At 63.3% G+C, this 24,308-nt stretch carries 23 protein-coding genes; 15 read left to right on the top strand and 8 right to left on the bottom strand.

What is annotated here, in order from left to right:
- Positions 1-4 precede the first annotated feature (4 nt).
- Together JWQ24_RS05765 and JWQ24_RS05760 are read right to left on the bottom strand one after the other, a co-directional pair.
- Positions 5-1,216: a multidrug effflux MFS transporter gene (locus JWQ24_RS05765; RefSeq protein WP_299805503.1), complete on the bottom strand. Its 1,212-nt coding sequence runs from the start codon at positions 1,214-1,216 to the stop codon at positions 5-7.
- A gap of 87 nt (positions 1,217-1,303) precedes the next feature.
- The gene (locus JWQ24_RS05760; RefSeq protein ID WP_299805500.1) at positions 1,304-2,545 is read right to left on the bottom strand and encodes an MFS transporter; all 1,242 of its coding nucleotides are present in this window, start codon (positions 2,543-2,545) and stop codon (positions 1,304-1,306) included.
- A 364-nt stretch (positions 2,546-2,909) separates the two neighbouring features.
- Between JWQ24_RS05760 and JWQ24_RS05755 the strand changes: the two genes are divergently transcribed.
- The gene (locus JWQ24_RS05755; RefSeq protein ID WP_299805498.1) at positions 2,910-3,212 is read left to right on the top strand and encodes a hypothetical protein; all 303 of its coding nucleotides are present in this window, start codon (positions 2,910-2,912) and stop codon (positions 3,210-3,212) included.
- Between the two features lie 75 nt (positions 3,213-3,287).
- Here JWQ24_RS05755 and JWQ24_RS05750 read toward each other — a convergent pair whose 3' ends face one another.
- A complete protein-coding gene (locus tag JWQ24_RS05750) occupies positions 3,288-3,500 on the bottom strand; it encodes a hypothetical protein (protein WP_299805496.1) in 213 nt (70 codons plus the stop codon).
- Positions 3,501-3,833: 333 nt separating this feature from the next.
- Between JWQ24_RS05750 and JWQ24_RS05745 the strand changes: the two genes are divergently transcribed.
- Positions 3,834-5,216, top strand: a complete 1,383-nt coding sequence (locus JWQ24_RS05745) for an Nramp family divalent metal transporter (protein WP_299805494.1) — start codon at positions 3,834-3,836, stop codon at positions 5,214-5,216.
- 109 nt (positions 5,217-5,325) lie between these two features.
- Here JWQ24_RS05745 and JWQ24_RS05740 read toward each other — a convergent pair whose 3' ends face one another.
- From JWQ24_RS05740 to hemB, 3 genes are all read right to left on the bottom strand, one after another.
- The gene (locus tag JWQ24_RS05740) at positions 5,326-6,102 is read right to left on the bottom strand and encodes an arginyltransferase (protein ID WP_299805492.1); all 777 of its coding nucleotides are present in this window, start codon (positions 6,100-6,102) and stop codon (positions 5,326-5,328) included.
- A gap of 77 nt (positions 6,103-6,179) precedes the next feature.
- Positions 6,180-6,731, bottom strand: coding sequence for an RDD family protein (locus JWQ24_RS05735; RefSeq protein ID WP_299805490.1), 552 nt, complete (start codon positions 6,729-6,731; stop codon positions 6,180-6,182).
- A 114-nt stretch (positions 6,732-6,845) separates the two neighbouring features.
- Positions 6,846-7,907: a porphobilinogen synthase gene (gene hemB / locus JWQ24_RS05730; protein ID WP_299805487.1), complete on the bottom strand. Its 1,062-nt coding sequence runs from the start codon at positions 7,905-7,907 to the stop codon at positions 6,846-6,848.
- 173 nt (positions 7,908-8,080) lie between these two features.
- On the opposite strand from hemB, the gene JWQ24_RS05725 reads away from it, so the two are divergent.
- The 8 genes from JWQ24_RS05725 (at position 8,081) to JWQ24_RS05690 (ending at position 14,112) form a co-directional block, all read left to right on the top strand.
- Positions 8,081-8,545, top strand: a complete 465-nt coding sequence (locus JWQ24_RS05725) for a DUF6163 family protein (RefSeq protein ID WP_299805485.1) — start codon at positions 8,081-8,083, stop codon at positions 8,543-8,545.
- Positions 8,546-8,611: 66 nt separating this feature from the next.
- A complete protein-coding gene (locus JWQ24_RS05720) occupies positions 8,612-10,177 on the top strand; it encodes an AMP-binding protein (RefSeq protein ID WP_299805482.1) in 1,566 nt (521 codons plus the stop codon).
- A 360-nt stretch (positions 10,178-10,537) separates the two neighbouring features.
- Positions 10,538-11,050, top strand: coding sequence for a MarR family winged helix-turn-helix transcriptional regulator (locus JWQ24_RS05715; RefSeq protein WP_299805480.1), 513 nt, complete (start codon positions 10,538-10,540; stop codon positions 11,048-11,050).
- 296 nt (positions 11,051-11,346) lie between these two features.
- Positions 11,347-11,709 carry a cupin domain-containing protein gene (locus JWQ24_RS05710; RefSeq protein WP_299805477.1) on the top strand — a complete coding sequence of 121 codons (363 nt, stop codon included), beginning with the start codon at positions 11,347-11,349 and terminating at the stop codon, positions 11,707-11,709.
- Positions 11,710-12,002: 293 nt separating this feature from the next.
- Positions 12,003-12,236: a hypothetical protein gene (locus JWQ24_RS05705; protein WP_299805475.1), complete on the top strand. Its 234-nt coding sequence runs from the start codon at positions 12,003-12,005 to the stop codon at positions 12,234-12,236.
- A gap of 16 nt (positions 12,237-12,252) precedes the next feature.
- Positions 12,253-12,474, top strand: a complete 222-nt coding sequence (locus JWQ24_RS05700; protein ID WP_299805473.1) for a hypothetical protein — start codon at positions 12,253-12,255, stop codon at positions 12,472-12,474.
- A gap of 413 nt (positions 12,475-12,887) precedes the next feature.
- On the top strand, positions 12,888-13,316 hold the full coding sequence (locus JWQ24_RS05695) for a hypothetical protein (protein ID WP_299805471.1): 429 nt from the start codon (positions 12,888-12,890) through the stop codon (positions 13,314-13,316).
- Positions 13,306-14,112, top strand: a complete 807-nt coding sequence (locus JWQ24_RS05690; protein ID WP_299805467.1) for a tetratricopeptide repeat protein — start codon at positions 13,306-13,308, stop codon at positions 14,110-14,112. Before JWQ24_RS05695 ends, JWQ24_RS05690 begins: the two co-directional genes overlap by 11 nt.
- Positions 14,113-14,141: 29 nt before the next feature.
- Here JWQ24_RS05690 and xth read toward each other — a convergent pair whose 3' ends face one another.
- Positions 14,142-14,933 carry an exodeoxyribonuclease III gene (gene xth / locus JWQ24_RS05685; protein ID WP_299805464.1) on the bottom strand — a complete coding sequence of 264 codons (792 nt, stop codon included), beginning with the start codon at positions 14,931-14,933 and terminating at the stop codon, positions 14,142-14,144.
- Between the two features lie 286 nt (positions 14,934-15,219).
- Between xth and JWQ24_RS05680 the strand changes: the two genes are divergently transcribed.
- The 4 genes from JWQ24_RS05680 to JWQ24_RS05665 all read left to right on the top strand — a co-directional run bounded on the left by JWQ24_RS05680 (position 15,220) and on the right by JWQ24_RS05665 (position 23,077).
- Entirely contained in the window at positions 15,220-16,350 is a 1,131-nt protein-coding gene (locus JWQ24_RS05680) for an efflux RND transporter periplasmic adaptor subunit (protein ID WP_299805461.1), read from the top strand.
- A 3-nt stretch (positions 16,351-16,353) separates the two neighbouring features.
- Entirely contained in the window at positions 16,354-19,482 is a 3,129-nt protein-coding gene (locus JWQ24_RS05675; protein WP_299805459.1) for an efflux RND transporter permease subunit, read from the top strand.
- Between the two features lie 16 nt (positions 19,483-19,498).
- Positions 19,499-20,341, top strand: a complete 843-nt coding sequence (locus tag JWQ24_RS05670) for an amidohydrolase family protein (RefSeq protein WP_299805458.1) — start codon at positions 19,499-19,501, stop codon at positions 20,339-20,341.
- A 93-nt stretch (positions 20,342-20,434) separates the two neighbouring features.
- Positions 20,435-23,077, top strand: coding sequence for an ATP-binding protein (locus JWQ24_RS05665; RefSeq protein ID WP_299805456.1), 2,643 nt, complete (start codon positions 20,435-20,437; stop codon positions 23,075-23,077).
- 116 nt (positions 23,078-23,193) lie between these two features.
- Here the strand turns inward: JWQ24_RS05665 and erpA are convergent, their stop codons facing one another.
- Positions 23,194-23,535 carry an iron-sulfur cluster insertion protein ErpA gene (erpA, locus tag JWQ24_RS05660; protein ID WP_299805453.1) on the bottom strand — a complete coding sequence of 114 codons (342 nt, stop codon included), beginning with the start codon at positions 23,533-23,535 and terminating at the stop codon, positions 23,194-23,196.
- Positions 23,536-23,640: 105 nt separating this feature from the next.
- Between erpA and dgt the strand changes: the two genes are divergently transcribed.
- The coding region (gene dgt / locus JWQ24_RS05655) for a dGTP triphosphohydrolase (RefSeq protein WP_299805451.1) at positions 23,641-24,308 on the top strand (668 nt) is incomplete at its 3' end.

Here is a 24,308-nt window from a genome sequence, read left to right as displayed (position 1 = left end):
CGCCTTAGGCCGACTTCGCCCGCAGCGTATAGAGCACGCCTGCCAGCAAGGTCGCCAACACCAGCACGATGCCCAGCGCCAGTGAGGCTTGCGGCACGATGGCGGCAGCGAGGCCGACGCCGATCGCGGCGCCCATCATTTGCCAGAAGCCGAGCAGGGCCGACGCCGCGCCGGCGTGGCTGCCGAACGGAGACAGCGCCTGCGCCGTGCCGAGCGGATTGACGATGCCCATGCCGAGCAGGAACACGCAATTCGCAATGATGAAGGCGACGACATTGCCGTGGAAATACGCGACCGCGAGCACGGCGACGCCCCCGATGAAGGCCAGCCACAATCCGATGCGGATCGCGCGGTCGAGCCCGATGCGCGGCGCCAGGCGCGCTGCCAGCATGCCCGAGCCGAACACCATCACCACGGAGCCCGCGAAGAACAGCCCGAGCGCGATCGGTGTGAAGCCGAAGCCCTCGATCAGGATGCGCGGCGCGGCGGAGAACATCGAGAACAGCCCGCCCATGATCAGGGCCACGGTCGCGGCCGGAATCAGGAAGTGGCGGTTGATGGAAAGCTTGCCATAGGTCTTGCCGATCGCCAGCGGATTGAGCGGGATCCGCGTCGAAATATGCGTCTCGCCGAGCACCAAGGCGAACGCGCCGGCCGACAGCAGCGCGAAGATGCCGACGAACACGAAATCAGCGCGCCAGCCGAAATAGTAATCCAGCCCGCCGCCGAGCAGCGGCGAGAAGCCGGGAGCGGCGGCCTGCGCGATCATCACCAGCGTCAGAGCACGCGCCAGCGCCGGGCCGGTGAACAGGTCGCGGGCGATGGCGCGCGACAGCACCGAGGTGGAACAGGCGCCCGCCGCCTGGATCGCGCGGCCGACCAGCAGCGTCGGCAGGTCGTATGCCATTCCGCACCAGATGCTGCCGGCGATGAAAACCGCGAAGCCGGCCAGCACCGGCACCCTTCGGCCGTAGCGATCGGAGATCGGGCCGACCAGCAATTGACCGAACGCGAACACCAGAAGGAATACGGTGATCGAGGTGGTTACTGCCGGGGTGGTCACACCTAGCGACGCCGCCATCTGGGGCAGCGAAGGTAGCAATATGTTGGTCGCCAGCGTGCCGATCGAGGCCAGCGCCGCCAGCACTGCGATCTGTATCCCCGTGGAAGTCGCCTGCGGCGCGGCCGCCGTCGCGTCGATGGTTCCGTCGGTCATGCTGTTGCACCTCGTGATTTATAAGATGATGTACATCATATTAATCGGGTTGGGAAGGCCGCGGCAGCCCTGGCGCGCCGCTCGCGATCAACCGGAGGCCTCGCCGACCATCTCCGGCTGCCGCGCCAATACCGCTGCTGGCGATTTCAGGATGACCACGGCCTGCCAGGCGAAGCCCGCAACTGCGAGGTAGAGGCAGGCTTCGGCGTTGTAGAAGCCGCCGACCAGCGCCGCGAGGCCGGTGCCGACTGGGCGCGCGCCGTAGCTCAGGATGTTGATCGCCGAGACCCGCCCGAGCAGGCGCGGCGGCGTTACCGATTGACGCAAGGTGACGGTTGAGATCACCCAGATGATCGGGCCGACGCCGAGCAGGAAGAAGCTGAATCCAGCCAGCGCCGGCGAGGGCAGCCAGATGGTCAGCACCATCACCAGCGAGGCGACGAGTCCTGTGACCGGACCGAGTGCGACGACAATGCCGAACGGCAGCCATCGCATCACGCGCGTGGCTGCGAGCGCGCCGACCACCATGCCGACGCCGTACATCGCCAGCGTCAGGCCGATGCCGGAGGCGCTGAGGCCGAGGTGGCGGACGGCGTAGGGCACGAACACCGCAAGGATCATGAAGGCCGCCGCGCCAAAGATCAGTTGCGTTACAAAGACCGGCCGCAGCAACGGATGACCGGCGACAAAGGCCAGTCCCTCCGCGATGTCCTGTAGCGGCTGTCGCCGCGCGACTGTGGCGCGCGCGGGTTCATGGATGCCAGACAGCAGTGCCACAGCGACGATCGACAAGGCCGCCGCACATCCGAATGCCGGAGCAGCACCAAGGAAGCCGACCAGCGCGCCGCCGAGCGCCGGCCCGCCGGCAAAGGCGATGGTGCGCGCTAATTCGATCCGCGCATTGGCTGCGGACAACAGCGAGGAGGGTACCAGCGAGGGCACCAAGGAGGGTGCGGCGACGCTGTACATCACGGTGCCGCACACCGCGACGAAGCCGAGCAGCGCCAGCAGCGGCAACGTGAGCAGGCCGCTCCAAATCAGCGCCAGGATCACCAACAGAGACATCGCGCGCAACGCTTCCGCCAAGGCCATCAATCTGCGCCGCGAGATGTGGTCGGCGAGCAGTCCGGCCGGGATTGCAAACAGCACGAAGGGTAGCGTCAGCGCGGTCTGCAGCAGACCGGTCTGGCCTTCGCCGACGCCGAGCAGCAGCACGGCCACGATGGGCGCCGCGGCCAGAGCGATCTGCTCGGCCGATTGCGCCGCGAGGTTGGACCAGGCGAGGCGGTTGAAGGTGGTGGGCAGTTGGTCGTTGGATGAGTGAGGCATGATGGTTCCTGTATTTGAAACCACCCTCTCAGCCGGAAGCCTGCGCCGCCACCCGATTTCCGGGCGATGAAGTCATGCGAATGGGAGGCGATGCGCATGAAGACGTTAAAACAGGAGCGCTTGAGTCAACGAAACCGCAATGAGCGACTGCTGGAATAGTATGCACGCACAGCGGGTGCGAAGGGCCTGGAGCCGTGAGTATAGACAACAAGAAGCCCGAGACCTCGCTGGATCATCTGTTCTCGTCCGCAGGCGTGGTGCGCCGTCGTGATTTTCTGGTGGCCGGCGCGGCCACGCTCGCATCTGTTGGCGTCGGTGCCGGTGATGCGTTGGCCGCAACGTCGAAGGTCGCAAGGGCGCCACCATGTTCACCAGCTGCGAATGCTGCCCGATGTGCTGTGCGACTGCCTATTGGGCGCGGATCGGCAAGATCTATTACGCGGCGTCCTGGACGGACTATGCCGACCTGTTCGACGACTCCAACATCAACATCGACATGAAGCGCCCCTATGCGAAGCGCACTGCCCGTCGCCCAGATGATGCAGAGCGATGCGCAGAAAGTCTGGCTGGAATATCGCAAATTGCCGGAGAAGACCAAGTACTGAGCCGAGGGAGCAAGTCCCGCCTGCGCCGTCCCGGATTTTACGGGGCGGCAGGGTTTTCATGAGCGAGCTCGGCCTTCGCCACGCGCAGGACCTCTACACTCGGTCCTGACATCGCCGCGGAGGAGGCAGATGGAGCGCTAGTTTCTGCGCGATTTTCGGGCCTCTGGATGGGTCACGACAATCGTGCCGGGGCCAGGGCTGGCGGGCGCAAACAACGCGTCGCAGACGTAGTCCCCGAAGGTGGTCGTGCCGTCGTCGGTATAGGTCTGGCCTTCGGTGATCGGATACTCCGAGTCGAAATCGATATCGATCAGAAGCGAGCGTTTCGCGATCCACGTTTGGTTGGGCATCTCTTGGACTCCTGGTCTTCCGGCGGTTCGGGCTTGCTCTGTGATCCGGCGCTTCTTCGCGCCGCGCAGCATGACGCCATGCGTCCCCGGTTCCAGGCGCGATGGCGGCCTCGCGCCCCTCAGAGCTGTCTTGTTCACCGGACCAATGGAGGTTCGACGCGAAGCTGTAAAGACCTCTCCGATGAGACCTTGAACGGTAGGCCTGCCGCCCGCGAATGATCAGGAGCCATCCGCTCCGCCGATCCTTGGAATCGAAATTCGTTCCTTTATGCGAACCCCAGATGCAGTTGCAAGTGAGTTGCAATAGGCCGAAAGATCGGCCATCCTGGTGAAATGGATGCAAAAACGCCTGCCATCACCGTCGATCCCGCTCCCGGGCTGAACGAGTTCGTCGGCCAGCCCGGCGGCTGGCGTACGGAACGCGGCGACCCGTCGCTGCTGGGCATGTTCGGCTCGGTCCGGACGGTCAAGAACGGCTCGTTCTGGCGCAAGCTGCTGGCGTTCCTCGGGCCGGGCTATCTGGTCGCGGTCGGCTACATGGACCCCGGCAACTGGGCGACCTCGCTGGCGGGCGGCTCCAAGTTCGGCTACGCGCTGCTGACCATCGCGCTGCTTTCCAACCTGATGGCCATCGTGCTGCAGTCGCTATGCGCGCGGCTTGGCGTCGGCGCCGGGCGCGATCTGGCGCAGGCCTGCCGCGATGCCTATCCGCGCATGGTGTCATGGGCGCTGTGGCTGTCGGCGGAGATCGCGATTACCGCCACCGACCTCGCCGAGGTGATCGGCACCGCGATCGGGCTGAACCTGCTGTTCGGCATTCCGCTTGAGATCGGCGTCATCATCACCGCCGCCGACGTGTTTCTCATCCTCGCGTTGCAGGCCTTCGGCTTCCGCTGGATCGAGGCCTTCGTGGTGACGCTGCTTGGCGTCATCGCGGTGTGTTTTGCGGTGCAGATTGCGATGGCCGATCCCGACTGGGGAGAGGTGATCCGCGGCTTTGCGCCGACCACCGAGATCCTGCGAAACCGTGAGATGTTGTTCCTTGCGCTCGGCATTCTCGGCGCAACGGTGATGCCGCATAATCTCTATCTGCATTCCGGGCTGGTGCAGACTCGCGGCTATGGCGACAGTGTTGCAGAGAAGAAGGAAGCGATCCAGCTTTCGACTTGGGATTCCACCATCGCTCTGTGTCTGGCGCTGACCATCAACGCCTCGATCCTGATCCTGGCTGCTGCGACCTTCCACAAAATAGGCAAGACCGACGTCGCCGAACTCGATCGGGCGCACGCCTTTCTGGCGCCCTTGCTCGGCTCGTCGCTGGCGCCGACCTTGTTCGGCATAGCGCTGCTGTGTTGCGGGCTGAACTCGACGATCACGGCGACGCTGGCGGGCCAGATCGTGATGGAGGGGTTCATCAATCTGCGCGTTGCGCCGTGGCTGCGCCGCATGATCACGCGGATGATCGCGATCGTGCCGGCGGTTGGCGTCACCATCTGGTTCGGCGAGAAGGCCACCGGGCAGTTGCTGATCCTCAGTCAGGTCGTGCTCAGTCTGCAACTGCCGTTCGCGGTGGTGCCGCTGGTGCTGTTCACGGCGAGCCGGCGCAAGATGGGCCCGTTCGTGGCGCCGCGCTGGGTCACCGCATTGGCGGCGCTGACTGCGGCGATCATCATCGCGCTGAACCTGAAGCTGGTGGTGGATTTCTTCGGCGGGTGAAGAACCCTCATGGTGAGGAGGCGCTGTTGCGCCGTCTCGAACCATGAGCTGGTTGGCGCATCCTTCGAGACGCCGCGCAAGTGCGCGGCTCCTCAGGATGAGGATGGAGTCAGTCCTGCGGCTCGCTCAGGCTTTCGCCTGACGCGTCCACGCGCAGCCAGCCGGAGGGCGCCAGCCGCTGCTGCGGCAGGTAGCGCCCCTTGTAGTCCATCTTTTTGGAGCCTTCGATCCAGTAGCCGAGATAGACGTAGGGCAGGCCGAGCCGCCTCGCGCGGGCGATGTGGTCGAGGATCATGAAAGTGCCGAGCGAGCGGCTTTCCTCGGACGGCTCGAAGAACGAATAGACCATCGACAGCCCGTCGCTGAGAACGTCGGTCAGCGCCACCGCGATCAGGTCCTCGCCGCGGCCGGTGATGCCGCTGTCAGGGCCGCGGCGGCGATATTCGATCAACCGGGTCTCGACATGGCTGTCCTCGACCATCATCGCATAGTCCAGCACGGTCATGTCGGCCATGCCGCCGTTGCGATGGCGCTGGTCGAGATAGGCGCGGAATACGGAGTACTGCTCGGAAGTCGGCACCGCGTTGCGCTGTTCGCTGATGATGTCGGCGTTGCGCGCCAGCACCTTCTTGAAATTGCGCGACGGGCGAAATTCGTTGGCGATGACGCGGATCGAGACGCAGGCGCGGCACTGGTCGCACGCCGGGCGGTAGGCAATCGACTGGCTGCGCCGGAAGCCGCCATGGGTCAGCAGGTCGTTGAGATCGCCGGCCTTGTCGCCGACCAGATGGGTGAACACCTTGCGCTCGTGCCGGCCCGGCAGATAGGGGCAGGGCGACGGCGCTGTCAGGTAGAATTGCGGCGTGTCGCGGGAGTGCTGGGTCACGGTTGGTGTCAGTCTCCGAAGCAGGTGTGGCCAGCATCGCGCTGCCCGGGCCGACGGTCAATCCGTCGGCCGCTCTGTCAAAAAGTTCTTCCGGCCGGCTGCGCCATCTGCATTTGCGCGGAATTGTTGACGACGACGGTGCCGAGCACGAGGTCGTGCAGCAGCTGGCGGCGGCCGTTGAGCAGGCCGACCACCAGCACCAGCGGCGTCAGGAACGACACCGAGGCCCAGAACAGCACGGCATGGGCGCAGCCGAGCACGAAATAGCCCGGCGTGCCGGAGAAGGTGCGCATCTGCAGGTTCATCACCCGCATGCCCCAGGTGGCTGAATGCGGGCCGCCGAGCGACATGCCGTAATAGATGATCGGCCAGATCACCGTGGCCGGCGAGACCAGCCAGAACAGACCCCAGCCGAGCCCCAGCGTGACCAGTCCGAACACCGCGATGAAGATCACCGCCAGAACCACCGGGATCGAGATTACGAGGAGATCGATCAGGAACGCGAAGGTGCGCCGCGTCAGCACGCCGCTGAACAGCTGCGGGTTCGTCCACGGGTCGTATGCGCCGCCCGGTGCCGGGCCGCTGCGCCAGGTGGTGTTCGACGTGCCGTTTGAATTGTTGTCAGACATCACGACTCCTCCGCCTGCACCATCACAGATGCAGCACATGGATATCACCGAACCCCGTTGCAAGTGTCAGGAATTGCAACAGACTGAACAGGATGGGCATCGAGCAGCGAGAAATCAGCGCTGCTGGCGAAGCTTTTCGGCGGCGGCGGGGGCGAAGTAGCTCAGCACGCCGTCGGCGCCGGCGCGCTTGAAGGCGAGCAGGCTTTCCATCATCGCGCGGTCGCCGTCGATCCAACCGTTGTTGGCGGCTGCCATGATCATCGCGTATTCGCCGGACACCTGGTAGGCGAAGGTCGGCACCGCAAAGGTATCCTTCACGCGCCGCACGATATCGAGATAGGGCATGCCGGGCTTGACCATCACCATGTCGGCGCCTTCAGCGAGATCAAGTTCGACCTCGCGGATCGCCTCATCGGAATTGGCCGAATCCATCTGGTAGGTGCGCTTGTCGCCGGTCAGCGTTTTGGCCGAGCCGATCGCGTCGCGGAACGGGCCGTAGAATGCCGAGGCGTATTTTGCGGCATAGGCCATGATCTGGACATCGAGGAAGCCGGCGTCGTCCAGCCCCTGGCGGATCGCGCCGACGCGGCCGTCCATCATGTCGGACGGCGCGATGATGTCGCAGCCGGCCTGCGCCTGCACCAGCGCCTGCTGCACCAGCACCGCCACGGTCTCGTCGTTCAGAATCCGGCCGTCGCGGATCAGCCCGTCATGGCCGTGGCTGGTGAACGGATCGAGCGCTACGTCGCAGAGTACACCGAGATCCGGGAATTCCTTCTTGATGGCGCGCACCGACTGGCAGACCAGGTTGTCGCCATTCCAGGCTTCCGAACCGATGTCGTCGCGCAGCGACGGCTCGGTATAGGGGAACAAAGCGATGCAGGGGATGTCGAGCTTCATGGCGCGTTCGGCGTCGCGCACCGCCTGGTCGATGCTGAGGCGCTGCACGCCGGGCATCGAAGCTATCTCGGCGCGCACGTTGTCGCCGTCGATCACGAACAGCGGCCAGATCAGGTCGTCGGTGGTGACGACGTTCTCGCGCACCATCCGGCGCGCCCATTCCGACTTGCGGTTGCGGCGCGGGCGGCTGACCAGATCGAGCGGCGGGGCGGTATAGACGGAGGGGCGCGGGGGGGCGTCACGCATTTCGATGGGACGCCCGAATTTGATGGCCATATGACCTGTCTCCCGAACCGGTAGATTTGATTTGTTCCAGTCTAGCATCTCCACGCCGCTTCGTCACCGCGCGCGGGATATGGCTGGGTGATTGATTTTGCGGCCCCGAAGGCTCACAAAACGCTCCATGAATCGCCCCATCCCCACATCGCGCCCGGCCGGAGCGCACCGGCATGTCTGAGCCCGCAGCGCGCGACCCGTCGTCGCGGGACCATGCCATCTCGGTGGCAGCGATCTCGTCGGAGCGCGAGATCTCCGAGGAGAACGTCTGGACGCGCCGGCTGGTGCTGTTCCTGCGCATTATGGCCGTGATCTCGATGGGCCAGGGGCTGTACCACTGGGCGCAGGTCACCGGCTTCGTCGGCACCGAGGACGAGGCCTTCGAGGTTCAGACGATGGCCTGGCAGACCGCTACGGTCTATTTCGCGGTCATCGAACTGGTCGGCGCGGTCGGGCTGTGGCTCGCGACGCCGTGGGGCGCCGTGGTCTGGCTGACCACCGTGGTCTCGATGGGCGTGATCGAGCTGATGTTCCCCAACATCTACGGTGGCAATCTGGCGATCGTCGGGCTGCAGGCGGCATTTCTGGCCGCCTATCTGGCGCTGGCCTGGATGGCCGCTCGCGAACGGCCGCCATAGCGCGCGCCCGCTGCCATTACGCAAGAGCCTCGAAGAAGGCCGTGTAGAACCATCAGGGAGGATACCATGAACCCGCTTTATTCCGGCGGCACCGCCGGCAGTCTGATCGTCAGCGCGATCGCCCGCCACGGCGACCAGCCCGCGCTCGCCGACGGTACGGTGCGCTGGAGTTACCGCGAATTCGGCGATGTCGTCGCCCGCCTGATCACCCTGTTTCGTCAGATCGGCCTGAAAAAGGGCGATGCACTCGCCATCCTGTCGGGTAACCGCGCCGATGCCTGGGCTGCGATATCGGCCTGCATGGTGATGGGGATGCGCTACACGCCGTTGCACCCGATGGCCGCGGAAGATGACCATGCCTTTATCGTCGAGGATGCCGGGATTGACGCGCTGATCGTCGAGGCCGGCAAGTTCAGTGCTCGTGGCACGGCGATCCGGGCGCGCGTTCCCGGCCTGACGCATCTGCTGTCGTTCGGTGCGATGCAAGGCGCGCGCGACCTGCTGGCGGAGTTGCCGAACGCCGTGCCGGCGCCGCTGGTCGACGACAGCGCCGTCGATGACATCGGCTACCTCGCTTACACCGGCGGCACCACGGGGCGCTCGAAGGGCGTGATGCTGCCGCACCGCGTGCTGGTGGCAATGTCGCTGGCGATCGTCGCCGACTGGGACTGGCCGGCCGAGATCCGCTTTCTCGCCGCAACCCCGATCAGCCACGCAGCGGGGATCACGCTGTTTCCGGTGATGCTGCGCGGCGGCTTCAGCCGGCTGGTGCAGGGATTTGACGCGGAGAATTATTGCCGCGCCGTGCAGGAAGATGGCATCACCGCCACCTTCCTGGTGCCGACGCTGATCTATGCGCTGATCGACGCGGCGCAGCTGCGCGAGAAGTACGATGTGAGCAGTCTGAAGACCATCGTCTACGGCGCCGCGCCGATGTCGCCGGACCGCCTGCGCGAGGGCATCGCGATCTTCGGCAATTCCTTCGTACAGCTCTACGGCCAGACCGAAGCGCCGCAGATCATCACGACCATGCGCAAGATCGATCACGACGACAGCAAGCCCGGGCGTCTGGGCTCCTGCGGCCGCGCCAATCCGATGGTCGAGGTGAAACTGTTCGACGCTGACATGCGCGAGGTTGCGGTGGGCCAGCCCGGCGAGATCTGCGTGCGCGGCTCGCTGGTGATGGATGGTTACTGGAACAGGCCGGACGCCACCGAGGAAGCGTTGCGCGGCGGCTGGCTGCACACCGGCGATGTCGCGGTGAAAGATGCCGAAGGCTATTTCTACATCGTCGACCGCACCAAGGACATGATCATCTCCGGCGGCTTCAACATCTATCCCCGAGAAGTCGAGGACGCGTTGATGTCGCATCCCTCGGTTGCTTCCGCTGCGGTGATCGGCATTCCAGACGACAAATGGGGTGAGGCGGTGAAAGCCTTTGTCGTGCTGAAGCCCGGCGCCAACAATGCCGCGGCCGAATTGCAGGCGCATGTAAAAGACAAGCGCGGCGCGCCGTGGTCGCCGAAGACGATCGACTTCCTGGCGGAGATTCCGGTCACGGGCCTTGGCAAGCTCGATCGCAAGGCGTTGCGCGCGCCGTATTGGGAGGGCAGGGGGCGCGGCGTCGCGTGACGCGTGCAGATTTTTTCCGTCAAACTGTCGAAAAATTTTCGGCGTTTTTCCGGTAAGGATTGAGTCACCCTAACGCTGCGGTCATCTCCGTTACGGCAACCTTTAAGATTTGAACGATGCTGTTTCGCAATGCGACAGAATTCGCGGACAAAGCTGGAACACGGGCGTTTCAGCGTGAATCAAAACTTGCGAAAAGCCCTTTATTCATTGGCTTAATACGCGATTCACTGTCTCGAATTCATGATCTCTTTATTGTCTTATTTAAGCGGTTCTTCAAACGCGACGCTTAGGTTGGCCCTATCAGACGGGACAAAAGTTTCGTCGAATAAGTCGCAAAAAACGACAACAGGGGTTAGTGTCATGATGAAAGCCGTATTGACGGTTGAGAACGTGGATCTTGTTCCCGGACAGGCACCGGTTCAGCCATTGTATCTCGAAGCTCTCACGCTGGTGGAGCGTCTGCATCGCCGCCTGCTCGATGTCATCAAGGACGAGTTCGACCGCCGCGGTCGCGCTGATATCAACTCGGTTCAGGCGCTGCTGCTGTACAACATTGGCGACAAGGAATTGACTGCCGGCGAACTGCGCACCCGCGGTTACTATCTCGGCTCCAACGTTTCCTACAATCTCAAGAAGCTCGTCGAACTCGGCTTCCTCGATCACCAGCGTTCGCGCGTCGATCGCCGCTCGGTTCGTATCCGCCTCACCGACCAGGGCCAGGAAATCCGCCACATCGTCGATGCGCTGTATCGCAAGCACGTCAAGACCGTGGAGCAGGTCGGCGGCATTTCGAACGAAGAATTCGCCACGCTGAACAAGTCGCTGCACCGCCTCGAGCGTTTCTGGACCGACCAGATCCTGTATCGCCTTTGAGAATGAATTGAGGAAGCGCACCAAGGTGTCCGCGCGGCGATGCACCGCAGCGACGGGCTCCGGCCACAAGGCCGGCCACGTGCCGCTTCCTCCCTGTTGCCCTCGATGATCGACAACACGCCGGCCAACGGCGGACGTCTCCTGCGATTGACCTTGATCGGCCTTCTGGAAACAGCGGGCCGATTTTCTTTTGGAGGTCGCCTTGAACGCCCGCCGGTGCGTGAAGCGACACTCGGCAAATTCAACGACAGGTGTACGATAGTCTTTGCCGGGAGGTTTCTTTCAGGGAGGTTTCAATGCCTCGTTTGATAGCCATTTTCCTGCTTGGAACGACTGCAGCCGCCCACGCTCAGGTTCGAACTGAACTGAAATGGTCCGACCTGACCGGCACGAATATGGAAATCGTTGCCGTGGAGGTGAAGCCTGGCGAGATGCTGGCGAGACATGTTCATCCGGGAGAAGAGATCGTCTACGTCCTTGAAGGTGCGACTCTTGAACTGCCTGATGGCACAGAGCGCCCGTTTCCGGCAGGAGCGGTGGTGATCAACAAGCGCGACATCCCTCATGCTGGATTCAAGATCGCGGGGGACAAGGTCCTCAAGATGCTGAATGTGTTCGTCGTTGATAAGGGCAAACCACTCACCGAAGCGGTCAAATAGCAAAAAGCCCCGCCGAGCTTGCTCGGCAGGGCCTTCGCGACGGGAGCAGGGGCGGGCTCGACCGTCAGAATCCTGAGGTAGTTGTCTTTGACCGGGTTTCAAGTGGGCTGATAGCAGCCAATGGCTGGCGCCTCCAATGATTGCCTCCCTGATCGGCCGGCTGGAAACAGCGGGCCGATTTGTCGTTGAGGCCTCCAAGACGATGACGGGTTTGCCGCGCCCGCAAATAAGTCTGCGCCGATGGAACTTGTGGCCGACCCCGCGCTTTATCGTTGCAACTGGAGAGACTTGCTATGTTGGTCGAGCGCGGATTGCAGGTAATGAACGTCGAGGTGGTGGGCGACGCCTATGCCATCGCCTCCAATTATCTGCGCAGGACTGGCGCTATCCCGGAGACCTATCTCACCCATGATCGCCTGCTCGAAATCATCGTGCAAATGTTTGACCGCGGTGAGGTCAACAGGATCCGCCTTGCCAACAAGGCGATCGCTTCGTTCGAAGCTTCCCGGCTCGCAACTGATGTCTGAAGGAGAAGACCGTCTTATGCAGACCACCATCGACCGCATCATGAAGACCTACGAGATGATGTTGAACCAAACCCATGCCGCCAATGAGGAAGCCCGGATCAAGGTGTCGGCCTACGTGCAGTCGCTGTTCGACGGCGGCGAAACCGATCCACACCGCCTGACCGTGTGTGGTTTGACCTACCTGCGCGAACTCGACGGCAGCAATGATCCCGTGAAGGCGGGCTTTACCGGGCTCTAAGGGCACGCGCCACGATCCCCATAGCTGTCAGTCCGCATTTGGCGTCATCCAGCGAAGGCGAGAGCCCGCGCGCTCGGCCTCGTTCAGACGGCGCGAGGCAGTAGCATCGATTTTGGCTTTCAGGGCTAAGGCTTCCTTCGCACGAGACGATCCGGTGTGGGGCGAGACTCCGTACCCATCTGATACTTTAGTCTCGCTCCAGAGGGGTGCCCCACCGCGACGAATGTTGCGTCCGGGCCACAGTCCCCCCAAGATTTAACCCTCTACACAACCGGTCCTTGCGTGCGCCGCTATTTAGCCACACGCCTCCGTGAAATCATCTGGCATCAGCAGATGGCCACGACGCTCGCGCAGGTGATGGAAAAACGGGTCGTTTTCCAGGGCGACGGACGGTCGGGGATACCAGGTTCGAGATGGACGCCAGGACGCCAACCACGGATGTGAATTTGCCGCCGAGCGGTTTCGTGACAAATGGTCCGGACCGCGCGGCGCGGCGCTCCCATTTCCGTGCGATGACCCCGGTCGACCGGTGCTTCATCTCGTTCGCCTCTTTCGCCACCGCTGAAATCTTCAAAAAGACACCCAGTGTCCCGGATTCGAAACCGGGCGGCCGTGATGTCGCCAAAGACATACTCGAAACAGGTAGTGTGCCGTTGCACGGCACACTTGACGTAAAATTGACTGACGAAGAAGGGGCCGCGCGCCAGACCAAATGGCTGCCGCGCGCGACCAACCACTCGTCGGGGGCTGTTTGGACGATTGCCCAGCGGGTTGAACCGACTGCCGACGCGGCAGCCAGCCATCCGGGCAGGGCGCACGAGAAACAATGTTATGCGGATTGAGCGTACATTCTTGGTAGCGTTGGTGTTGGGTGCCGCATCCGTGGCAACCCCGGCACTGTCCTTTGATGGCGCACCTGTCGGATCGGATGCGACCATCCCGGTGGTCACGGCAATGCCGGGCGTCGCGCCCGTCCTGAAGAAAGCCGCCCGGCCCGAAACCTCGCTGACCGCCCTGCAATACGCCGCCGAGGGCGGCCATCCGATCGCGCAGTGGAAGCTCGGCCGGATGTATGCCGACGGCAACGGCGTCGCTCAGGACGATCTGCGTGCCTTCGAATATTTCAGCCGCATCGCCAATGCGCATGCCGAAGACAGCCCGTCGGCTCCGCAGGCGGCCATCGTCGCCAACGCCTTTGTGGCGCTCGGCCGCTATTACCTCGACGGCATCCCGAATTCACGCGTCAAGGTCGATACCGAGCGCGCCCGCGAGATGTTCTCTTATGCCGCGTCCTATTTCGGCAATGCCGACGCGCAATACGACCTCGCCCGGCTGTACTTGAAGGGCATCGGCGCCCCGCGCGACACCAAATACGGCGCACGCTGGCTCGGCCTCGCCGCGCAGAAGGGCCAGCATCAGGCCCAGGCGCTGCTCGGCCAGATGCTGTTCAACGGCGAGCAATTGCCCAAGCAGATGGCCCGCGGCCTGATGTGGCTGACGCTGGCGCGCGACAACGCCGCGCCGGATGAGACCTGGATCCAGGAAAGCTACAACCGGGCCATCAGCAAGGCCTCCGAAGACGACCGCGCCATGGCGCTGCAGATGCTCGAGCACTGGGTGCAGGGCAAGCGGGACTGAGTTCTTTGCTTCCCGGCCGCGGTTGGCGACTACGCCGCCTCGAGATCGAGATCCACCCAGACCGGCACATGGTCGGACGGCTTTTCCCAAGCCCGCACATACTTGTCGATGCCGACATCGACCAGCCGGTCGCTGGCCTGTGGCGACAGCAGCAGGTGGTCAATGCGGATGCCCCAGTTCTTCTGCCAGGCGCCCGCCTGGTAATCCCAGAACGTGTACTGCCCGGGTTCGTCGGTGACGGCGCGCAGCGCGTCGGTCATGCCCAGCCCCAGCAGCGCCTGAAAACTCTCGCGGGTCTGCGGCTTGAACAGCGCGTCATTGGCCCAGGCGGCGGGATTGTGGACGTCGGCCGCAGCTGGAATCACGTTGAAGTCGCCGGCCAGGATCAGCGGCTCCTCGGTCTTTAGCCGTAACCTCGTGAATTCGTGCAGCCGCGACATCCATTTGAGCTTGTAGGGATACTTCTCGGTATCCACCGGATTGCCGTTCGGCAGATACAGACAGGCGACCCGCACCACGCCGGATTTCAGCGACACCACGCCTTCGATGAAGCGCGCATGCAGGTCATCGTCGTCGCCGGGCAGCCGTGGCGTGGCCTCCTCGAGCGGGTATTTCGACAGCAAAGCGACGCCGTTGAAGGTCTTCTGGCCGTGGGTGATGACATTGTAGCCGAGCGCCTCGATCGCCTCGCGCGGAAACGCTTCGTCGACGCATTTGATCTCCTGCAGGCAGACAATGTCCGGCGCGCAGTCGCGCAGCCAGGTCAACAGATGGTCAAGCCGCTGCCGGACCGAGTTCACGTTCCAAGTGGCGATGCGCATGCGTTGTTCCTGCCGAGACCTGATTCAAACCGATGTCGTTATAGCGACTTGCACCGCCGCTGCCATCGGCCGGCTGGGAGCGCTCGGGCTACGGCTCGGTGCAGGCGATGGCGCGAAAGCGATGGTCCGGCCGAGAGCCCGTTACCGGTAATAATGATGGCGAAATCTTGTTGGCGTGCATACCATGCCTCACCCGGCCGTGATAGGCTGGGACAAAGCGCATAAGTCGCTGTCAGGGCTGGAATAAGGACGGTCCGAGTTTCCGGTTCTGTTGACGTGGGATGTGATGAAGAAACGTACACCGATTGTCTTGATCCTTGTTGTGGGCGCAGCTTCTGCCGCTGCCTATCTGACGCGTGCATCGTGGAACGGCAGCAATGCCAGTGCCCAGGCTCCGCCGCGCGTGCGGGTGGTGGCCGTCGAACTCGCCAAGGCCGAGCGCAAGCCGGTCCCGGTCGAGGTCGATTCGATTGGCATGGTGACGCCGATCTCCAGCGTGGCGCTGAAATCCCGCGTCGAGACCACCATTATTTCTGTGCATTTCGAGGACGGCGCCAAGGTGAAGGAGGGCGACCTGCTGTTCACCCTCGATGCCCGCCAGATCGACGCCCAGATCGAGCAAGCCGAAGGTACGCTGGCCAAGGACCGCGCCCAGCTCGCCGGCGCGGAGCGCGACCTCAAGCGCTACAGCGACCTGATTGGCAAGGGCGCCACCACCCAGGTCAATGTCGATAACGCCAAGACCCAGTCCGATATTCTCACCGGGACCATCCAGGCCGACCAGTCTGCGCTCGACAATCTCAAGGTCCAGAAGAGCTTCACCCTGATCCGCGCGCCGTTCGCCGGCCGCATCAGCCAGGCCAACGTCAAGGTCGGCAATTTCGTGCGCCCGGCCGATCTCACGCCGCTGGCGACCATCAACCAGATGGCGCCGGTCTATGTCTCCTTCGCGATCCCGCAGCGTGTGCTCGGCGATCTCCGCGAAGCGATGGCGGCGGGTTCGACCAAGGTGATCGCGACCATCCCCAACAGCGGCCGCTCGGAAGACGGCAAGGTCGCCATGCTGGAGAATACGGTGGATTCGACTACCGGCATGGTCACCGTGCGCGGCATCATGAACAATCCCTCGGAGACCCTGTGGCCGGGCACTCTGGTGCAGACCAAGCTGATTGTGCGCACCGAGGATGGCGTCGTGGTGCCGACCGTCGCCGTACAGCGCAGCCAGACCGGCAATTTCGTCTTCACGGTAAAGGATGGCACAGCCCATGTGCAGCCGGTCGAAGTGAGCCGGACGTTTCAGGGAATTTCAGTCGTCACATCCGGCCTGAGTGGCAATGAGGATGTGGTTGTCGACGGCCAATTGCTGCTGATGCAAGGTACGCGGGTTGAAGCCCGGGTGCGCAAGGCCGGGGCATAAACCATGACCCTCTCGGAGCTCTGCATCCGCCGCCCCGTGATGACGACGCTCATCATGGCGACGATCGTCGCGTTTGGCATTTTCGGTTTCCGGCTGCTGCCCGTGTCGGCGCTGCCGAAGGTGGACTTCCCGACCATTGCGGTGACGGCGACGCTGCCGGGCGCCAGCTCCGATACGATGGCGGCCTCGGTCGCCGGCGTCATCGAGCGCCAGTTGTCGACCATCGCCGGCATCTCCTCGATGTCGTCGAGCTCGTCGCAGGGCATCAGCTCGATCACGATCCAGTTCGACCTCAACCGCAACATCGATGCCGCAGCGCTCGACGTGCAGACCGCGCTGACCATTGCGCAGCGCCGGTTGCCGATCGAAATGACGATCCCGCCGAGCTTCCGCAAAGTGAACCCCGGCGATTTCCCGGTATTGTTCATTGCCCTTACTTCCTCGACCCTTCCGCTCTCTGCCGTTAACGAATTCGGCGACATCACTATCGGGCAGGCGCTGTCGCAGATTCCCGGCGTGGCGCAGGTGCTGATCTACGGCACGCAGAAATTCGCCATTCGTGTTCAGGCCGATCCGGAAGCCGCCGCAGCCCGCGGACTGTCGCTGGAAGATATCCGCACCGCGGTGTCGCGCGCCAATTCATCGACGCCGGTCGGCACGCTGAATGGACCGAAGCAGGATATTTCGCTGCAGGCGTCTGGCCAGATGTCGAAAGCTGCCGATTACGATCAGATTGTCGTTGCCTGGCGTAACGGTTCCCCGGTCAAGCTCAACGAAGTCGCCAAGATCTATGACGCCGTCGAGAACGACAAGGTTGCGACCTGGCTGAACGGCGAGCGCGCCATTGTGCTTGCGATTCAGAAGCAGCCCGACGCCAACACCGTCGCCGTGGTTGATGGCGTTCGCGCCAGGCTGCCGTCGCTGCGCGCGCAGTTGCCGCCGTCGATCGAAGTCAAAACCATGATGGACCGCTCGGTCTCGGTGCGCGAAGCCGTCGCTGACGTGGAGGAGACGCTGCTGATCGCCGTCGGGCTGGTGATCATCGTGATCTTCCTGTTCCTGCGCTCGGCCTCCGCGACCTTCATTCCGGCGCTGGCTGTTCCGATCTCGCTGCTCGGCACCTGTGCCGTCATGTACATGATGGATTACTCCATCAACAACATGACGCTGCTGGCGCTGACGCTGTCGGTCGGCTTCGTGGTCGATGACGCCATCGTCATGCTGGAGAACATTGTCCGGCACATCGAACTCGGCATGAAGCCGTTCGACGCGGCGCTGAAGGGCGCGCGTGAAATCAGCTTCACCATCGTGTCGATCACCTTCTCGCTGATCGCGGTGTTCATCCCCGTGCTGCTGATGGGCGGTATTGTCGGCCGCGTGTTCCGTGAATTCGCGGTCACGATCGCTGTCGCCATCATCGTGTCGGGCTTCGTCTCGCTGACGCTGACGCCGATGCTGTGCGCCCGCGTGCTGAAGGCACATGATCCCGAGCACAAGGAAAATTTCGTTCTGCGCGCCTTCGAGCGGATGTTCTCCGCATGGCTGCGTGGTTACGAATGGGCGCTCGATCATGTGCTGGCGCACAAGGCGCTGATGCTGGTGGTGACGCTGGCGACGCTCGGCGGCACCGTCTATCTCTACATGGTCGTGCCGAAGGGTTTCTTCCCGCAGGAAGACACCGGCTTTCTAAGCGGCACCACCGAGGCCGCCACCGATACGTCATTCGAGGCCATGTCGGCGCGGCAGCAGGCGTTGGCTGCATTGCTGAAAACCGATCCTGCCGTCGAGTATATCAACAGCACGGTGGGTTCCGGCGGTCCGAACGCGACCGCGAATTATGGGCGGCTGTTCGTGGCGCTGAAGCCGGCAAAGGAGCGTGATCCCGCGCAGGTAGTGATCGCGCGGTTGCGCCAGAAATCGCTGGCGATCCCGGGGCTGCAGGCCTTCTTCCAGAGCATCCAGAACCTGAACGTCGGCGGCCGTCCGTCGAAGAGCCAGTATCAGTACGTCCTGCAAGGCAGCGACACCGAGACGCTGTATCGCGTGTCGCCCGAGATGCGTGACCGCATCGCCAAGGTGCCGGGCCTGCTCGATGTGACGACGGATCTCTACATCAAGAACCCGCAGATGACGGTCGACATCGACCGCGAAAAGGCCGCGGTCTACGGCGTCACTGTCGATCAGGTCCGCAACCAGCTCTACAATGCGTTCGGTGCGCGGCAGGTCGGCACCATCTACATGCCGACCAACGACTACCAGATCATCCTGGAGGCGCAGCCGCAGTTCCGGATCGATCCGTCGGATATCGACCGGCTCTATATGAAGACCGGTAACAACCAGACCATCCCGCTCAGTGCAGTCGCGCGTCTGGTGCCGACGGTCGGGCCGCTGCAGATCAACCATCAAGGCCAGCAGCCCGCTGTGACGATCTCGTTCAACCTGGTGCCTGGCTATTCGCTGGGTTACGCGGTCGATGAGATTACAAAGATCGAGTCTGATGCGAAGCTGCCGGTGACCATCGCCACAGGCTTCTCCGGCACCGCGCAGGTGTTCCAGGAATCGTTGCGCGGGCAGGGTGTGCTGATCCTCGCCGCGGTGTTCGCCGCCTTCGTCATCCTCGGCATTCTCTACGAGAGCTTCATCCATCCGATCACCATCATCTCGGGTCTGCCGTCGGCCGGTATCGGCGCGATCCTGACCTTGATGCTGTTCAACATGGAGCTGTCCGTGATCGCGATGATCGGCATCGTGATGCTGGTCGGCATCGTCAAGAAGAACGCCATCATGATGGTGGACTTCGCGCTGGAGCGCCGCCGCGTCGGATTGAGCGCCGAACACGCCATTCGCGAGGCAGCCCTGCTGCGGTTCCGTCCGATCATGATGACCACTTTCGCGGCGATCTTCGGCACGCTACCGATCGCGATCGGCGCCGGCGCCGGTGCCGAGCTGCGTCAGCCGCTCGGGGTCGCCGTGGTCGGGGGTCTCTGCGTGTCGCAGCTGCTGACGCTGTTCATCACCCCGGTGATCTATATCTATCTCGACCGCATCGACCGCCGCCTGAAGCGCCGCCTCGAGCCGCAGGCCGACGAGGTCGAGAATGTCGAGCGGCCGCACGTGGTCGCGGCGGAGTAATGGCGCGAAGCTGAAGATGAGATCTCGCCGCGGGCGTCTTGCCATCCTGATCGCAGCGAGCCTGCTCGCGGCGCTGGGCCATGCGGCTCAGGCCGACGAACCGATCGAAATCTTCGACGCGCACCTGCACTACAATTGGGAACCAAAACCATTCTACCAGCTCGACGAGGTGCTGGCGCTTTTCAAAAAGCATCGCGTCACCGGCATCCTTGCGACCAGCCGTCCCAATACCGGCACCCATGCGCTGGTCGATGCCAAAGCGGATGGGCTGCAGGTGGTGCCGTTCCTCCGTCCGTACCGCGTCCGCGCCGATATCAACAGCTGGTTCAGCGATCCCGCCATCTTCGATCTCGTGCAGGACGAATTCAAACGCGGCTATTACCGCGGCATCGGCGAGTTTCATCTGTCGGGCAAGTCGGCGGAGAACGCGTGGGTGAAGAAGACCGTCGACTTCGCGGTGGCCCACGATCTCTATCTGCATGCCCATGCCGACGACGAGGCCGTCGAAATCCTGATGCGGCACAATCCGAGGGCGCGCATCATCTGGGCGCATACCGGCTTCGGTCTGCCGACCGGCCGCGTCGCGGCGATGCTTTCAAAATACCCGAAGCTGTGGGGCGAGTTGTCCTATCGCAGCGGTATCACCGATGGCTCCGGCAGACTGACGCCGGAATGGCGGGCGTTATTCGAACGCTACCCTGACAGGTTCCTGCTCGGTTCTGACACCTGGGTACCTGAACGCTGGGCCGCTTACGGCGATATCATGGCCGGCTATCGCGCCTGGCTGGCACAGCTTCCACCTGACGTCGCCCGGCAGATCGCCCATGGCAATGCGAGGGCGCTGTTCGCAAAGCCGTAGCGCCGGCTGATGCGTATTATTACGGGGCGCCAAATTAACGCCGTCGAAGCGCCGCGGACTGTTCCCTTGTGCGGCACAGAGGTCTCGGGGAGCATGGAACGGTCCGGTAATTTGGCGATCGGCAAGGCAGCCGCAGGCGTCGGGCCGTCGGTCGCGCCGGTTGACTGGCTCGGCGGCATTTTTGCCCGAGCCCGGTTTGAACCGGGCGACGTCAGCGAGCGCGAAATGCGGCGTATCCGCGCCAAGCAGATCGACGCGATAACGCGCCTCGTCCCGATCACCATGACCATCAATCTTTTCAATGTCGCGATTGTCCTGTTCGTTTTCTGGAACAGCGGTTCGAACATCTTTCTCGGCGCATGGGGGCTGACCATCGCTTCCGCTGCGGCATTGGCGATGCGGTCGTGGGCGCGGTCGCGCAAACGCGTGCCCAACGAAGCGTCGCGGAACGCCATCAGGCGGCTGACCATTCAATCATTTATCCTGGCGTTGGCCTGGGGAGCGATGGCGGTGGTGCTGCTTCCCGCGATCGGGCCGACGCATCAATTGATCGTGGCGTGCCTGATGGCGGGAATGATCTCCGCCGGCGGGTTCACGCTCTCCACGGTGCCCAGCGCAGGGCTGGCATACACCTGGACAATGGCTTCCGCCTCCGCGTTGGCCCTGGTGCTTTGCCGGGTCGATGCCTATCTCGTCACAGCGGTTTTTCTGCTGATCTACGCCGTCTTTATCTCCCGCAACCTGATCTCCAACGGCAAACTGTTCTTCGACAATTTGCGGGCGCAGTTGCAACTCGAACGTCAGACCGAGACGATCTCGCTGCTGCTCAAGGAATTTCAGGAGAACGCCAGCGACTGGCTTTGGCAGACCGACGCAGAGGGGCGGTTGATCCACGTTCCGGAGCGGTTCGTCGAAGTGGCGCAAACCCCACGTCGGTTGCTGCAGGGGGCTTGCTTCGCCAGCGCGCTGGAACAGCTTTGCCCCTCGGATGGGCCAAATGTGGCAGCCATTGCCACGTTGATGAAAAACCGCGAACCGCTGCACGAAATCATCGTTCACGTCGTCGCCGGCGGTCAGCCCCGTCTCTGGGCGCTGACGGCAAAGCCGACGCTCGATCACAACGGCAATTTCGCCGGCTATCGCGGTGTCGGCCACGACGTCACCGAACGCTGGCGAGCGGAGCAGGCCGAGGCGGAAAACAAGGCGAAGTCGGGCTTCCTTGCCATGATGAGTCACGAGATCCGCACGCCGATGAACGGTGTGCTCGGTTTGGCAAGCATGCTGCTGGAAACGAGGCTCGATCCGGAGCAACACCACGCGGTGGCTACCATCCAGGAATCCGGCGAACATCTGCAGCGCATCCTCAACGACATTCTCGACCTGTCGAGGCTCGAAGCCGGCCGATTTGAGTTCGAGACCATCGATTTTTCGCCGGCCGCATTGGTCGACGCCGTCGCCGCGATCATCGGCGCGAGCGCCAAAAGCAAGGGACTGACCGTCAAAGTCGAAATCGATCCGGAGCTACCGTCCGCCCTGAGCGGAGACGTCGCGCGAATCCGTCAGGTCCTGCTCAATCTCGCCTCCAACGCCGTGAAGTTCACCGAGCGCGGCGGCGTGACGATCGGGGTTGCCTGCACGTCGCGAGAGGGCCGCGCCGCTATGGTGGAATGGAGCGTCTCCGACAGCGGCATCGGCATTCCGCCGGATCGTGTCGACCGGCTGTTCACGGATTTTGCCCAGGCCGACGTTTCGATCAACCGCCGCTTCGGCGGCACCGGCCTTGGTCTGGCCATCAGTCGGCGCATCGTCGAGCAAATGGGCGGGACGATCGCTGTGGTTTCCCGGGCAGGCCAGGGAGCCACTTTCCGATTCAGCCTGACGCTGCCCTCGAGCGACAAGGTGGTGCTGGAACAACGCACGGATCGCGTCGGCGCCGCAGACCTGAAAGCCCGCATCGCGGCGCTGGGCCGTCCGTTGCGTGTGCTGGTCGCGGAGGATGACGCCACCAACCGGTTGGTGGTGGTGAAGATGCTGCAGGAGTTCACGGTCGAGATACGGATTGCGACCGATGGTGTGCAGGCGGTGCAGGCTGTCCCGGAGGCCGACTTCGACCTCGTGCTGATGGATGTGCGGATGCCGGAGATGGATGGTCTCGCCGCGACAAGGGCGATCCGCGACCTTGGCGGCCGCTGCGCGACGCTGCCGATCATAGCCCTGACCGCGAACGCCTTCGCGGAAGATATCAACCTGTGCCGGGATGCCGGAATGTCCGACTTTCTGGCCAAACCGCTGCGCAAGCCGGCGCTGATCGCCGCGGTATTGCGGGCCATCGGCGGCGCGCCGATCGCTGCTGCGGACTTGCCGGCGGAGCCTGCTTCAACCTTTGTGCCTGCGCCGCTCGACCGGACCACACTGGTCCACCTCACCGCCGCGATCGGTGAAGATGGGGTGCGGCAGACCTTTGCGGTGTTCGCGCGCGAGACCGAGGCGCGGCTGGCGATGTTCGGCCTGTTCACCGAAGGCAACGACCGCAACCTGCTCGAGATCGAAGCCCATGCGCTCAAAGGATCGGCCAGGACGCTCGGCGCCAGCGAAATATCCGATATCGCGAGCTTGATCGAACGCCGGGCGGCGGCCATCGGCGCCGGCGAGTTGCTGGACGCCGTCGCGCGTCTGGAGATAGCCTATCGCAGCATGCGCCGCGAGTTCGAGGCCGACCTCGTGCAGATCGCTTAGGGATATTCACTGCGTAGGGTGGGCAAAGGCGCGCTCTTCGCGCCGTGCCCACCAAATAATTCATCGCATGAAGATGGTGGGCACGGCGCAAGTGCGCCTTTGCCCACCCTACGGTCTCATATCGAAAAACTCGTCCCGCAGCCGCAGGACGCCGTCGCGTTGGGGTTGACCACCCGGAACGAGGCGCCGATCAGATCGTCGACGAAATCGACTTCCGAGCCGGCCAGGAACGGCACCGAGGCCGGATCGACCAGCACCACGGCGCTGTCGCGCGCGATCACCAAATCGTCTTCGGCCTGCGCCCGCTCGACGTCGAATTTGTACTGGAAGCCCGAGCAGCCGCCGCCCTCGACGCTGATGCGCAGCATGGCGCCGTCGCCCTCGGTCTTGAGAATCTCCCCAATGCGGCGGGCCGCCCGCTCGCTGATGGTGACGGCTGTCATTGCGGCTGTCGTCATGAGAGCTCTCCGTCTCGCCGCCAACCCCAAATTATTTGGTATCCGGCGCTCCCCATAGTTAAGTGCGCAAGCCCGTGGAATCAATTGGATAAGGATTAAAACACCGTGTCGGTCGGAATGGCAGCCCCTCGCGCGATCTATGCCTGCGACCCTGAACGCAGCCGCGGGCGGCTGTTCCAGGAGCCGCCGAGCAAGACCCGAAGCCCGTTCCGCCGGGATTGCGACCGGGTGATCCATTCCACCGCCTTTCGACGCCTGAAGCACAAAACCCAGGTCTTCGTGTTCCACGAAGGCGATCACTACCGCACCCGGCTGACCCACAGCCTGGAAGTGGCGCAGATCGCCCGCGCGCTGGCCCGGCAACTCGGCCTCGACGAGGATCTGACGGAAGCGCTGGCGCTGGCCCATGACCTCGGCCATCCCCCGTTCGGGCACGCCGGCGAGCGGGCGCTGGATGCCTGCCTGCAGGCCCATGGCGGCTTCGACCACAACGCGCAAACCCTACGCGTCGTCACCTCGCTGGAGCATCGCTATCCCGAGTTCGATGGGCTCAACCTGACCTGGGAGGCGCTGGAAGGCATCGTCAAACACAACGGGCCGCTGACCGAACCCAGCGGGGCGGCGGCGGGGCGTTATCGTGGCCATGGCATTCCCGCCGGAATCTCCGACTACATGGCGACATTCGATCTGGAACTGTGGAGTTTTGCGTCGCTGGAAGCGCAAGTGGCGGCGATCGCCGACGATATTGCCTATGACGCCCACGATATCGACGA

The organism is Tardiphaga sp. (assembly GCF_028290495.1).
Taxonomy (GTDB): Bacteria; Pseudomonadota; Alphaproteobacteria; order Rhizobiales; family Xanthobacteraceae; genus Tardiphaga.
Note: the sequence above shows the minus strand (reverse complement) of the source record. Positions and strands in the feature narration are given on the sequence as shown.